General features: G+C 60.2%; 10 protein-coding genes. 5 read left to right on the forward strand and 5 right to left on the reverse strand.

The window, feature by feature from the left end; all coding sequences use genetic code 11:
* Nucleotides 1-7 precede the first annotated feature (7 nt).
* The 5 genes from HKD40_RS10565 to HKD40_RS10585 form a co-directional block, all read right to left on the reverse strand.
* Nucleotides 8-787: a ThuA domain-containing protein gene (locus HKD40_RS10565; protein WP_169195716.1), complete on the reverse strand. Its 780-nt coding sequence runs from the start codon at nucleotides 785-787 to the stop codon at nucleotides 8-10.
* 116 nt (nucleotides 788-903) lie between these two features.
* A complete protein-coding gene (locus HKD40_RS10570) occupies nucleotides 904-1,908 on the reverse strand; it encodes an ABC transporter ATP-binding protein (RefSeq protein ID WP_169195717.1) in 1,005 nt (334 codons plus the stop codon).
* 14 nt (nucleotides 1,909-1,922) lie between these two features.
* Entirely contained in the window at nucleotides 1,923-2,768 is an 846-nt protein-coding gene (locus HKD40_RS10575) for a carbohydrate ABC transporter permease (RefSeq protein WP_199532266.1), read from the reverse strand.
* Nucleotides 2,768-3,748, reverse strand: a complete 981-nt coding sequence (locus tag HKD40_RS10580) for a sugar ABC transporter permease (protein WP_169195718.1) — start codon at nucleotides 3,746-3,748, stop codon at nucleotides 2,768-2,770. Before HKD40_RS10580 ends, HKD40_RS10575 begins: the two co-directional genes overlap by 1 nt.
* Nucleotides 3,749-3,821: 73 nt before the next feature.
* Nucleotides 3,822-5,081 carry an ABC transporter substrate-binding protein gene (locus HKD40_RS10585; RefSeq protein WP_169195719.1) on the reverse strand — a complete coding sequence of 420 codons (1,260 nt, stop codon included), beginning with the start codon at nucleotides 5,079-5,081 and terminating at the stop codon, nucleotides 3,822-3,824.
* A gap of 451 nt (nucleotides 5,082-5,532) precedes the next feature.
* Between HKD40_RS10585 and HKD40_RS10590 the strand changes: the two genes are divergently transcribed.
* The 5 genes from HKD40_RS10590 to HKD40_RS10610 all read left to right on the forward strand — a co-directional run bounded on the left by HKD40_RS10590 (nucleotide 5,533) and on the right by HKD40_RS10610 (nucleotide 12,843).
* Entirely contained in the window at nucleotides 5,533-6,552 is a 1,020-nt protein-coding gene (locus HKD40_RS10590) for a substrate-binding domain-containing protein (RefSeq protein WP_169195720.1), read from the forward strand.
* Nucleotides 6,553-6,611: 59 nt separating this feature from the next.
* Nucleotides 6,612-7,445: a 3-mercaptopyruvate sulfurtransferase gene (gene sseA, locus HKD40_RS10595; RefSeq protein ID WP_169195721.1), complete on the forward strand. Its 834-nt coding sequence runs from the start codon at nucleotides 6,612-6,614 to the stop codon at nucleotides 7,443-7,445.
* 83 nt (nucleotides 7,446-7,528) lie between these two features.
* Complete coding sequence (locus tag HKD40_RS10600) at nucleotides 7,529-8,809, forward strand: efflux RND transporter periplasmic adaptor subunit (RefSeq protein ID WP_169195722.1); 1,281 nt, start codon at nucleotides 7,529-7,531, stop codon at nucleotides 8,807-8,809.
* Nucleotides 8,810-8,820: 11 nt separating this feature from the next.
* Complete coding sequence (locus HKD40_RS10605; RefSeq protein ID WP_169195723.1) at nucleotides 8,821-11,940, forward strand: efflux RND transporter permease subunit; 3,120 nt, start codon at nucleotides 8,821-8,823, stop codon at nucleotides 11,938-11,940.
* 60 nt (nucleotides 11,941-12,000) lie between these two features.
* Nucleotides 12,001-12,843, forward strand: coding sequence for an alpha/beta hydrolase (locus tag HKD40_RS10610; RefSeq protein WP_169195724.1), 843 nt, complete (start codon nucleotides 12,001-12,003; stop codon nucleotides 12,841-12,843).
* Nucleotides 12,844-12,997: the final 154 nt, after the last annotated feature.

The raw sequence follows: 12,997 nt of genomic DNA on the forward strand, positions 1-12,997 counted from the left end.
GCTCAGCTTATTTGAAGCCTTCGCGGCCTTCATGAAGGGTCGGACCGCGTTCTTCGATCGCTTCGAGCGCTTCACCAACCGGCACGTTCGGTGCGTCCAGCAGCGCTGGGAAACGCGTACCGTTATTGGCCCAGTTCACCGCATTGCGCAGCACCTTGCCAACGGTGTCGTCGTGATAGGTTGGGTAGGTTTCGTGACCCGGACGGAAGTAGAAAATATTGCCTGCGCCGCGACGATAGGTCAGGCCCGAACGGAACACTTCGCCGCCCTGGAACCACGACACGAAAACGGTTTCGAGTGGTTCTGGCACCGAGAAGGGTTCGCCATACATTTCTTCCATTTCGAGTTCGAAGAATGGCGGCAGACCCTTGGCAATCGGGTGGCCCGGATTGACGACCCACAGGCGTTCGCGTTCGCCCGCTTCACGCCAGCTGAGCGCACAAGGCGAACCCATCAGGCGCTTGAAAATCTTTGAGAAGTGGCCCGAGTGCAGAACGATCAGGCCCATGCCCTGCCAAACATGCTTGGCAATGCGTTCAACAACTTCATCGGAAACGTCGCCATGCGCGGCGTGGCCCCACCAAACCAGAACGTCGGTGTTCGCAAGCACGTCTTCGGTGCAGCCATGTTCCGGCTCCTGAAGCGTCGCGGTCTTCACCTCGATATTGCCATCCTGCTTGAGCAGCGAGGCAATCTGGTTGTGCATGCCATTTGGATAGTTTTCGGCGACAACCTTGTTCTTTTGTTCGTGAACATTCTCGCCCCAAACGAGTGTACGGATGGGCATGGTAGGCTCCTAATGCTGTCGACCCCTTGGTCGACGTCTGCTGAGGTTACGGAGGTTGGCGGAAAGCACGAGCGTCCCGCCAACCCGATCTTTTCATGCGCCCTCAGGCGCAAACTTTAGCGAATGGGTTTTCCGGCCTCGTCGAACCGATGGATTTTCTCATTCAGAGGCGACACCCGAATGACATCGCCGCTGCGATATTCGCGCGCTTCATCCAAGCGCACGACCACGGGCTCTTCCTGCCCCATATCGAGATAGACATAGCTGTCCGAACCGAGGTTTTCGGTGTGGATCACCTTGCCTTCCCAAACGCCATCGGGCGACACGGTCATGTGCTCGCCACGAATGCCGACGGTGGTGCAATTATGCGCCGCAGCCTTATCGCCGGTGATGAAGTTCATCTTTGGCGATCCGATAAAGCCCGCGACAAACAGGCTGTTTGGCGTTTCGTAAAGCTCCATCGGCGTACCGACCTGCTCGACAAGACCATCCCGCAACACACAAATCCGGTCGGCTAGCGTCATCGCTTCCACCTGATCGTGCGTGACGTAGATCATCGTCACGTCGTTCATTTCTTCATGCAGCTTGGCGATCTCGATACGGGTCGCCACGCGCAGCGCCGCGTCGAGGTTCGAGAGCGGTTCGTCAAACAGGAACACCTTTGGGTCGCGCGTGATCGCACGGCCAATCGCCACACGCTGGCGCTGACCACCCGAAAGTTGCTTGGGCAGACGGTCGAGATACTGCCGGATCTGCAGCATGTCCGCTGCGCGTTCGACGCGCTTGCGAATGTCTTCCTTGCTCTTGCCCTTTTCGAGCGTCAGCCCGAAAGCCATGTTGTCGTAAACGGTCATATGCGGATAGAGCGCATAGGACTGGAACACCATGGCGATACCGCGCTTGGATGGTGCCAAAGCGTTCACCCGCTGCCCGTCAAACAGCATGTCGCCGGAGGTAATGTCCTCGAGCCCGCTGATGAGGCGCAACAGCGTGGACTTCCCGCACCCCGAAGGGCCGACGAAGACCATGAACTCGCCCTTTTTGATGTCGAGGTCGACGCCTTTGATCACCTCAACCGCGCCAAAGGCCTTACGGATATTGCGAAGCTCAATGCTTGCCATTTTCGACTTACTCCTTAGCCCTTGACGCCGCCGGCGGTGAGCCCGCTGACAATCTTGCGCTGGAAGATCAACACGAGCGCCACCAGCGGCACGGTTACAATCACCGAGGCTGCCATGATGATGCCCCATGGGATTTCATACTGAGACCCGCCCGACAGCATGGCGATAGCCACGGGAACCGTTCGGGTCTGGTTGCTGACGGTGAAGGTGAGTGCAAAGAGGAACTCGTTCCACGCCGCGATGAAGGCCAATAGGCCCGTCGTCACCAGCGCTGGCCACATCAGCGGCAGGAATACGCGGGTAATAATCACCCAAGGCGATGCCCCATCCACAATCGCTGCTTCTTCGATCTCGATGGGCAGATCACGCATAAAGGTGGTGAGCACCCAGACGGTGAAGGGCAGCGTAAAGATGGTGTAGGAGAAAATCAGCGCCCAAGGGGTGTTGTAGATCCCCAAGGCACGGATCACCTCAAACAGGCCCGACAACACCGCAATCTGCGGGAACATCGAGACGGCCAGAATGCACATCAAAAGCAGGCCACGCCCCGCAAAGCGCACGCGGCTCAATGCGAAGGATGCCGTCACCGCCAGAAACAGCGCGAACACCACGGTCGTCGTCGCGATGAACACCGAGTTCAGCAGATTACGCGGGAACGAGCCCTGGCTGAACACGGAGATATAGTTATCGAGGCTGAACGAGGTCGGCCAATAGTTGACGCGGTAAAGGTCGGTGCCCGACTTAAAGCTCGTTAGAATGGCGTAGTAGAACGGGAACACCGCAGCCACCACAATCGCCACGACGAGCGCATAGAACAGCACCGTCTTGGTCAATTTCCAAAGGTTCAGTGAGCTATCCATTAGCGAGAACCTCCGTCAAAATTCACCTTGCCCAACCAGATGTAGAGAATGGTGAAGAGCGCGATGATGAGGAACAGCAGCGTCGATTGCGTCGAGCCTTCGGCGAAATTGTCGAACTGGAATAAGTTCTCCTGCGCCAAGACCGACATGGTCTTGGTTGCCTTGGAGTTCGGCGTCAGCACATAGATCAGATCGAAAATGCGCAGCGCATCGAGCACGCGGAAGATGATCGCCACCATCAGCGCCGGACGCACCAGCGGCAGCGTGATCTTGAAGAACTGCTTGACCGGATGCACGCCGTCGATTTCAGCAGCTTCATAGATGTCCTTGGGGATCATCTGCAGGCCCGCCAGAATGAGCAGCGCCATAAACGGCGTCGTCTTCCAGATATCAACGATCAGCACGGCCAGCATGGCGGTATCGGGCGATGCCGTCCAAGCCACTGGCCCGTCCAACAGGCCCAGCTTCATGCCGAGATCATTGAGAATGCCGAACTGATCGTTCAGCATCCAGCTCCACATACGGGCCGACACGATGGTCGGGATCGCCCATGGAATAAGCACGGCAGCGCGGACAAAACCGCGGCCTTTGAATTCAGCGTTGAGCACCAGCGCCACGATCATGCCGAGCACGGTTTCCCAAAGCACGGACCAGAACGCGAAGCGCACGGTGTTCCAAACGGCGTTCCACCAATCGGGGTCGGCCAAAACGCCACGATACAGCACACGGCCGCTCTCAAGCGTGCGGATTTGCAGATAGTTCGCAAACCCAACCCACTGAGCGTCACCAATGCTGTTGAGCTTGGCATCTGTAAAAGAAAAATAGATAGACCGAAGCAATGGCCACCCTGCCACGACCGCTAGGGCGATCAACATTGGCAGAAGGAACAGCCGAGCAGCACGCACGCGCTGCTGCATCAGTTCGGATTTGTTGTGGGCCGCGCCTCTGGGCATCTGCGAAGAAACCGCCTCAGTCGTCATCAGCCTTCCCCCATGGTTCAAGGCAGAGGAGGTGCGGACATAGGTGCCCGCACCCTAACTTCATCCGAAGCGCTTACTTAGCGAGCAGATCGGTCAGGTCGATTTCGAGAACTTCAAGGTTCTCGGCAGCCGAACCATTGCCCGAGAGCGTGTTGTGGACTGCACTCCAGAACAGCGACGAGGCTTCGTTGTAAGAGGCTTGGGTTGGTGCGGAAGGACGCGGAACAGCGTTCTTGAAGATTTCTTCCCAAGCAGCCATGAACGGTGCAGCTGCCAAGACGTCAGCATCCTTGTAGAGGGTCTGAACGGTCGGCAGATTGTTCTGGCTGATCGCACGACGCTTCTGGGAGCCTTCCGAAGCGAGGAACAGCGCCAGTTCGGTCGCTGCATCGACTTCCTTGGAATACTTGGAAACCGCGAAGTTCCAGCCACCCAGCGTACCCGATGCCTTAGCGCCTGGGCCTTCACCCGCAGGAAGCGGAGCTACGTCGAACTTGCCCTTAACAGGCGCGTCGGCCGAATTGCTCAGTGCATAAGCATATGGCCAGTTGCGCATGAACACCGAGTTGCCCAGCTGCCAAACACCACGAGCTTCTTCTTCGCCATAAGCGAGAACGCCTTCTGGTGCGATGGTGCCGATCCAGCTTGCAGCTTCTTCAAGCGCCGCTACAGCCTGCTCGTTATTGATCGAGATGGTGCCGTCAGCTTCGATGATCTGGCCACCGCCGTAAGCGTTAACCCACTCGAGAGCGTTACAGGTCAGGCCTTCATAGGCGTTCGCCTGGAAGACATAGCCCCACATGTCCTTGTTACCTTCGGCGCGCTCAGCATCCATGATCGCCTGAGCGGTCTGGTGCAGCTCAACCCAAGTCTTTGGAACTTCCTTGCCGTGCTTTTCCAGCAGGTCCTTGCGGTAGAACAGCGCTGGCGCGTCTGTAAAGCCTGGGACGGCAACCAGTTTGCCATTCACAGTCTGCGATTCAATCACGGACGGGAAGTGAACGCCAACAACGTCCTTGGCAGCTTCGGTCAGGTCAACGAGCTGATCGGCCAGCTGCGGCGCCCAGATAACGTCGGTCTGGTACACGTCGATGTCTGCGTTGCCCGCAGCTAGCCACAGACGGTACTGACCAAACTGGTCACTGGTCGAAGAAGGCATTGGGACGATGGTCACGTCATGGCCGCTTTCGGCCTTGAACAGATCCAGTTCCGACTGCAGGAACTGCAGGCCGGTGCCGGTGTCGCCCGAAACGATAGCGAGGGACGCCGCGTTTGCAGCGCCAACCATCGTCACACTCGCCAGCAATCCGGCGATAAGGGTCTTTAGATTCATTCGGAGTCCTCCCGAGAGAATATAAATGGGGGAGACAAAGACAGTCAGCCGCACTCCAGCCGTACTGCTTTTCCTCCCAAAGCGACTTTGCTGTTACCTGTTTCCGGTAGCGTCTTTCAAAGCGCTTTGGACGAGAAGGAACCAGACGGCCCGAAAACTGTCAAGCAAGACTTAACACATTTTCCAGCACGCATTCTTGAGCGTTACTTTTCCTCCAAGAAGATCATGCACTTAAATCCGCAGTATTTGGCCACCCACCAAATCTGAGGTACGAACCGCAATCTGCTCCAATCGGTTTCAAACACCATCTTGCGCAGAAATTTGAAATCGCTTTGAATGGAATCTGAGGAGAAGCGCGGAGTCCCTATCAAAGGGAGCCCGCCTGCTTTAGAGCCAAGGTACACAATCAGCACTCAGCTGAGACACCGACGCGTTCGAAGCGAACCACGCCATGAGACTAAAAGATCTGGCCGAGCACTTGGGCCTTTCGCAGACCACAGTGAGCCGCGCCCTAAATGGCTATCCCGAAGTCAATGAGGAAACGCGCAAGCGCGTGTCCGAAGCGGCTGATCGCTTGGGCTATCGCCCCAATGCCAGCGCGTTGCGCCTGGCGACGGGCCGCAGCGGCGCGGTTGGGCTGGTCACCTCAGCCTCCGAAATTCTCGGACCGCATATGTCAGAGTTCATCTCCGGCGTCGGCAGCGTCGTCACCAATCGCGACCAAGATATTCTGGTGACTGTGGTCAACAGTCTTGAAGAAGAAATGGCGGCCTATCGGCGTTTGGCGGCCAGCAAAAAGGTCGATGCGGTCATCCTGCACTCGCCCACCACCCACGATAAGCGCGCCAAGCTGCTCATGGAACTTGGCCTGCCCTTCGTGCTCCACGGCCGCACTGCCATCGGCAAGCCCATCGCCTATCTCGACATCGACAATCAGGGGGCCACCGAACGCGCCACCACCCATTTGCTCGATCTCGGCCACACGCGCATCGCCCTGCTCAATGGTATCAAGGGGCAGACCTTTGCCGAGCACCGCGAGCTGGGCTACCGCATGGCGCTGAAGGCCCGCAGCATTCCCTGCGACCCAAACATGGTCGTCAACACCCCGTTCACCGACGAATTGGGCTTCCGCATCGCCCAATCCATGCTCGCAGCCCCAAATCCGCCAACGGCGTTCCTGCCCGGCTCAATGATGACCGCGCTCGGCGTCTTCCGCGCCATCCGTCAGGCTGGCCTGACCTTGGGCAAAGACGTCTCCATCATCGCCCATGATGACGTCTTCCCCTATCTCAACGCCGACAACATGTACCCCAGCATGTCCACGACGCGCTCCTCCATACGCCAGGCGGGCATCCGCATTGCCGAGCTGATCAGTCAGATCCTGGCGGGCAAATCTTCAGCCGACCTTCATGAAGTCTGGCCGGTAGAACTCGTGCTGCGTGAAAGCTCCGGCCCCGCGCCAACACGTTAACTGCCCTTGTCGCCGATCAGCCTTCCGCGCTACGACACTGAAAAGACTTGGAGCGTGCTGTGCAGACACCATTTGTCACCACTGATTGGCTTGCGGCCCATTTAGAAGACGACAACCTCGTCATCGTCGACGCCAGCTGGCACATGCCCAATGTGTCTCGCGATGCTCAGGCAGAATTCCGCGAAGGCCACATCCCCGGCGCTGTGTTCTTCGACATCGACGCCATCTCGGATAAATCCACTGATTTACCGCACATGCTCCCGACGCCAGAGGCTTTTGCCCAAGCTGTCGGCGCTTTAGGCATCAGCGAAACCAGCACCATCATCGTCTATGACGAAACCGGCCTCTTCAGCGCTCCGCGCGTCTGGTGGACCTTCAAGATTTTCGGCGCACAAAACGTCTTCATGCTGGAGGGCGGCGGCCCAAAATGGCGGAGCGAACAGCGCCCCACCGAAACCGGCGAGCATCAGGCCCAGCCTGCGGTGTTTAGTGCCCAATTCAAACCCGAAGCCGTCGCCGATTTCGACACCGTCTTGGCGCGCCTCTCCGACAAAAAAGCGCAAGTCCTCGACGCCCGCCCTGCCCCGCGGTTTAACGCAGAAGTCCCCGAACCGCGCGCTGGTCTGCGCAGCGGCCACATGCCGGGCGCCATCAACGTCCCCGTAGGCACCCTCACCGAGGCCGGCATTCTGCGTTCCGATGAAGAGCTCAAAACCCTGTTCGCTGAGCGCGGCGTGGATCTTGATCGGCCGATCATCACCAGCTGCGGCTCGGGCATAACGGCTGCGGTTCTGACGCTGGCGCTTCAACGCGCGGGCGCACAGTCGGTGGCGATTTACGATGGCTCTTGGACCGAATGGGGTTCGCGCGCCGATGCCCCGATCGAGCCCTAACCGCTCCAAACGGACTTTTCGCAGCACCTTACAGCATTGTAATGCCCGCTTTCCTTCCGTCACTGTTAGGGTCGGGCATTCTTATGACCATCTTACGACCGAGGTTTTTGTTGATCCGGCAGCTTCTGGCATCTTTTGTTGTCCTCGTGATTGCGGGACTGGCATGGCTTTATTTCGTTCCGGGCGCTCCGTCGACGCTGACGCAGCTCGGCATCTCGCTGCCCTTTGGTCCGCAAACCAGCGCTGAACCAGCGCCCGCTGGCGGCGCTCCAGTCGCGCAAGGCGGCCCGCGCCCCGGTGGTCCTGGTGGTCCCGGCGCCCGCGCCCGCACCACCAATGTCGTCACCACCCCGGTCACGATGGCGACCATCAACGATACGCTTCAGGCCATTGGTGAAGGCACACCGTCCCGCTCGGTCACGGTCATTTCCCCGGCCGCAGGCACGCTGGCCGAAGTGCTCGTGCGCGCCGGACAAACAGTCAAAGCCGGCGACGTCATCGCCCGCATCGATTCTGCCGCCGAGCAGATCGAGTTTGACCGCGCCACCCTTGCCGCCGCCGATGCCAAGGCAACGCTCGATCGCACGACAGGTCTAGCGACCACCAATGTCGTCTCCGGCACCGCCCTCACCGCCGCGCAGCTTGCCGCCAACAATGCCGAATTGGCGCTGCGCACGGCCAAGCTCAACCTCGACCGCCGCACCATCACCTCCCCCATTGATGGCACGCTCGGCCTCATCCGCGTCACCCCGGGTAATTACGTCACCGCGCAGACCCAAGTGACCACCGTCGATGACACCGGCACCATCCTCATCGATTTTTGGGTGCCAGAGCGTTATGCCGATAAGCTCAGTGCCGACATGCCGGTTACGGTCACCGCAGTCGCCTTGCCCGGGAAAAGCTTCACTGGTGAAATCGCCGCTATCGACAGCCGCATCGACGCCGCCAGCCGCACGCTGCAAGTTCAGGCCGAAATCCCGAACCCAGACGGCGTCCTCCGCGCAGGCATGAGCTTCTCGGTTGCCGTCGCCTTCCCCGGCGAAACCTATCCGGCAGTCAATCCGCTCGCCATCCTCTGGTCCGCCGAAGGCTCTTACGTCTGGACCCTTGAAGACGGCGCAGCCAAAAAGGTCATGGCCGAAATCGTTCAGCGCAATAGCGATGGCGTGCTCGTGCGCGGCGATCTTGAGGCGGGCGATCCGATCATCACCGAAGGCATTCTGCAGCTGCAGGAGGGCGCGCGCGTCACCGTGCTCGATGGTCCCGGCGCTGAAGAGCGTCCCGCCCCATCAGCCGATGGTCAGCGCCCCGCAAATGGCGCAAACTCCGGTGAGCGCCCAAGCGGCACCCGCCCGAGCAACTAAGGAGGGACGCCATGTCGATCGAGAAGAAAAATGAGAGGGGCGGCGCACTCGCCACCCTTTTCGTCAAACGCCCCGTCCTGGCCATCGTTATCAACGCCCTCATCGTGGTTGCGGGCCTCGCCGCGCTTTTGGGCATTGAAGTGCGCGAGCTGCCGCGTGTCGAACAGCCCGTCCTCTCCATCTCCACCAGCTTCCCCGGCGCCGCCGCCGAAACGGTGGACCGCGAAATCACCGCTATTGTCGAGGGTGCGGTTGCCCGCGTGCAGGGCGTCACCTCGATTTCCTCGTCCTCTTCGGTTGGCCAAAGCCGCGTCACGCTCGAATTTTCCGAGAGCACCAATCTCGACACCGCCACGTCCGACGTGCGCGACGCCCTCTCCCGCGCCGTTCGCAATCTGCCCGATGACGCCAACGAGCCAACCATTTTCAAGGCCGATAGCGACGCACAGGCGGTAATTCAGCTCGCCGTCACCTCCGACAATCTGACCACGGCCGAACTCTCGACCCTTGTCGACGACATCATCTCCGAGCGCCTCGCCGCCGTTGATGGCGTTGCCGAAGTGCAGGTTTATGGCACCCGCACCTCGAGCTTTGAAATCGACGTCGATCCGATCAAGCTCGCCAGCCGCGGCCTCACCGTCGCCGACGTGCGCGCGGCGGTCTCCACCATCGCGCTCGACACCCCGGCCGGCTCCATCAACGGCCCCAATCAGAACATCGCCGTCCGCGCCATTTCCGAAGTCACAAGCCCCGCGGACTTCGAAAAGCTCCCCGTCGGCAACAACAAGACCCTGCTTGGCGATGTCGCCACCGTCGTTTTCGACGCCGCCGCCAGCACCTCCTCCATCCGCGCCGATGGTCGTCCCGGCATTGGCCTAGGGATTGTGCGTCAGGCCCAGTCCAACGCCATCACCATTTCCGAAGGCGTCCACGCCGCCGTTGCAACGCTCAACGAAACCCTGCCCGCAGGCGTCACCGTAAAGATTTCCAGCGACGAGGCCGTCTTCATCAAGGGCGCGCTGCACGAAGTTGAAATCGCGCTCATCGTGGCGCTAGTGGTGGTCATTGCCATCATCTTCCTCTTCCTGCTCGATTGGCGCGCCACCATTGTGCCCGCCATTTCCATGCCCATCGCCCTCCTCGGCGCGGTCGCAGGCATGTATGCCGCGGGCTTCTCGCTCAACATTCTCACCCTGCTCGCGCTCGTGCTCGCCACGGGTCTGGTGGTGGACGACTCCATTGTCGTTCTCGAAAACATCGTCCGGCGCAAACACATGGGCGCGGGCCCCCGCGCCGCTGCCGTACTTGGCACGCAAGAAGTGTTTTTCGCCGTCGTCGCAACCACCCTCACGCTCGCTGCGGTCTTTGTCCCGCTCTCCTTCCTCGATGGTCAGACCGGCCGCCTCTTCCGCGAGTTCGGCTTTACCCTCGCCATCGCGGTGCTGCTCTCCTCAGTGGTGGCGCTCACCATGGGGCCCATGGTGGCCTCGCGCCTCCTCAAATCGTCCGAGCACAAATCTCACGGCGCCGTTGGCAAGCTGGGCGGCCTCCTCGCAGGCTTCTACCGTCGCTCGCTGCGCATGGCGCTGAACAACCCGCTGGTTGTCATCGTCATTGCCGCCCTCTTCGCCGTCGCCTCCGTCTTCGTCTTCACCGGCCTTCGTCAGGAAATTACCCCGCCCGAAGACCGCTCGATGATTTCGGTCAACGTCTCGGCCCCCAACACCGCCAGCCTTGATTTCGTCCGCACCCGTTTGGGTCAGGTCGAAGCCATGCTCACGCCCTATCTCGAAAGCGGCGAAGCAACCTCGCTCTTCGTTCTGTCCGGCTGGGGCAATGGTGGCTTCATGACCCTCACCCTTGCCGATTGGAAGGATCGTGAACGGTCGCAGGCCCAGATCGCCACCGAGATCAATGGTCTGCTCGCGCAGGTTCCCGGCGTTCGTGGCGGCATTCGTCAGGGCAATAGTCTTGGCATTCGCGGCGGCGGTTCTGGTCTGCAATTTGCTGTTGCTGGTTCCGACTATGCCGAACTGGCAGCCACGGCCCAGACCATTTCCAAAGCTCTTGAGGAAGATGGTCGTTTCGGCCGCGTCACCGTCGGCTATGACACCACCCAGCCTCAGCTGACCCTCACCATCGACCGCCAGCGCGCCGATGCCTTGGGCATCGACATCAATGGCCTCGCCGCCACCATGCAGGCGATGATCGACGGCTCCGAAGTCGGCTCGATCTTCATCAACGACACCTCCTATTCGGTGCGCATGGTATCGACCACCAATCCGGTCAATGACCCTAAGGATCTCGAATCCCTCTTCGTCAAAACCGGCGACGGGCGTTTCGTGCCGATCTCAACCATCGCCACCATCACCGAAGCACCGGTGCCCCCTTCGCTTCGCCGCGAAGAACAGCGCCGCGCTGTCAACGTCACCGCCAGCCTTGAAGATGGTCTTGCGATGGGCGACGCCTATGCCGAGCTCCAGCGCATCGCGACCCCGCTTCTCGAAAACGGCCAGTCGATCCTGCCGATGGCAGAAGCCAAAACCTTGGGTCAGGCGAACAATGCTCTCGCCCTCACCTTCGGCTTTGCGCTGATCATCATCCTTCTGGTGCTGGCAGCGCAGTTCGAAAGCTTCTGGAGCGCGATCATCGTCATGACCACCGTGCCGCTCGGCGTCGCTGCTGGCATCTACTCCATTCAGCTCACTGGCGGCTCGTCGAACATCTTCGCTCAGATTGGTCTGGTGCTGATTGTCGGCATCATGGCGAAAAACGGCATTCTCATTGTCGAGTTCGCCAATCAGCTGCGAGATCGCGGCATGTCGGTCAACGAGGCGATCGAAGAAGCCTCCAACATCCGCCTGCGCCCCGTTCTCATGACCATGATCGCCACCATCTTGGGCGGCGTTCCTTTGGTCGTGGCCACTGGTGCTGGTGCCGAAGCCCGTGCGGCCTTGGGTTGGGTGATTGTTGGCGGCCTCTCCATTGCGTCGGTCGCCACGCTTTACCTCACCCCGGTCGCCTATAAGCTCCTCGCGCGCTTCTCCAAGCCAAAGGTTGAAGAAGAAGCCCGTCTCGAGCGCGAGCTAGACGAAGCCAATGACCTGCCGGAGCCCACTCCGGCAGAGTAACCCTTCTTGCCTTAGGGGCGTTTATGGGCAACCGTAGACGCCCCAAAGCAAGGAGGCCGCATGCAATCCGTCCAAAACGGCGCCATCACGCTCGAAACTGAAAGTTTCGGGTCTCCCGACCATCCGGCCATCCTGCTCGTCATGGGCGCCACCACCTCCAAGCTCGGCTGGCCCGATGCTCTGTGTGAAGCGCTGGCTGCCTCCGGTCATTACGTCATCCGCTTTGATCACCGCGACACCGGTCGCTCCACGTCCCGCCCCTTCGGCACCGCCGCCGACACAGTCGAAGACCTCGTCACCGACGTCCTCGCCATCGCCCACGCTTGTAAGCTCACGCGCTATCATCTCGTCGGCATGTCCTTGGGCGGTTTCATCACCCAGATGATCGCCACCGAGCCCCCGCCCGAGCTCGCTTCCATCACCCTCATCGCCGCCGAGCCTCTTGGCTGGGACGGAGCCGAACTTCCCACCCTGCCACCTGAATTCTTTGCCCATTTCGGCGGCCTTGCAGACCTCGACTGGTCCAACCGGGAAGACGTCATCGCCTTCCTTGTCGAAATCCAGCGCCTCTCAACCGGCAAAGCCCCTTTCGATCCAGCGCTCGCCCGCGCCGATGTCGAGCGCCTCCTCGATTACGCGCCGTCCGTGCCCTCCATGTTTAACCACGCCAGCCTCACCACGTCGCGCGATTGGACCGGCGCCTATAAGCGCATCGCCGTCCCCACGCTGGTCATTCACGGCAAGCTTGATCCGCTCCTCCCCCTTCCCAACGGCGAAGTCCTCGCCCATCACATCCCCCACGCCAAACTCACCGTTCTAGCCAACACCGGCCACGAACTCCCCACCCACGCCTTCCCAACCCTCCTCACCGCCCTCACCACCCACGTGCGTGAAAATGGCTAGGTCGCCCCCTTTGCAAAATCGAGAGCTTCCCGCTAATCTTCGTGCTCGGCATAAGCCCATGCCGCCCCCCTCCAATGGGTAAGCAGTCACCTGTAGGGCCACAATTTTGAGCAAACACATCGCTCGAGCGGTTGCATAAGGAGGGGTTGCTTCA

It is taken from the genome of Devosia sp. MC1541 (assembly GCF_012847305.1).
GTDB lineage: Bacteria > Pseudomonadota > Alphaproteobacteria > Rhizobiales > Devosiaceae > Devosia.

Excerpts from the sequence above, each read along its gene's own strand:
- HKD40_RS10600 (WP_169195722.1), top strand. The coding sequence starts at position 7,529 with ATGACCATCTTACGACCGAGGTTTTTGTTGATCCGGCAGCTTCTGGCA.
- HKD40_RS10590 (WP_169195720.1), top strand. The coding sequence starts at position 5,533 with ATGAGACTAAAAGATCTGGCCGAGCACTTGGGCCTTTCGCAGACCACA.
- HKD40_RS10575 (WP_199532266.1), bottom strand. The coding sequence starts at position 2,768 with ATGGATAGCTCACTGAACCTTTGGAAATTGACCAAGACGGTGCTGTTC.
- HKD40_RS10570 (WP_169195717.1), bottom strand. The coding sequence starts at position 1,908 with ATGGCAAGCATTGAGCTTCGCAATATCCGTAAGGCCTTTGGCGCGGTT.
- HKD40_RS10565 (WP_169195716.1), bottom strand. The coding sequence starts at position 787 with ATGCCCATCCGTACACTCGTTTGGGGCGAGAATGTTCACGAACAAAAG.
- HKD40_RS10580 (WP_169195718.1), bottom strand. The coding sequence starts at position 3,748 with ATGACGACTGAGGCGGTTTCTTCGCAGATGCCCAGAGGCGCGGCCCAC.
- HKD40_RS10605 (WP_169195723.1), top strand. The coding sequence starts at position 8,821 with ATGTCGATCGAGAAGAAAAATGAGAGGGGCGGCGCACTCGCCACCCTT.
- HKD40_RS10585 (WP_169195719.1), bottom strand. The coding sequence starts at position 5,081 with ATGAATCTAAAGACCCTTATCGCCGGATTGCTGGCGAGTGTGACGATG.
- HKD40_RS10610 (WP_169195724.1), top strand. The coding sequence starts at position 12,001 with ATGCAATCCGTCCAAAACGGCGCCATCACGCTCGAAACTGAAAGTTTC.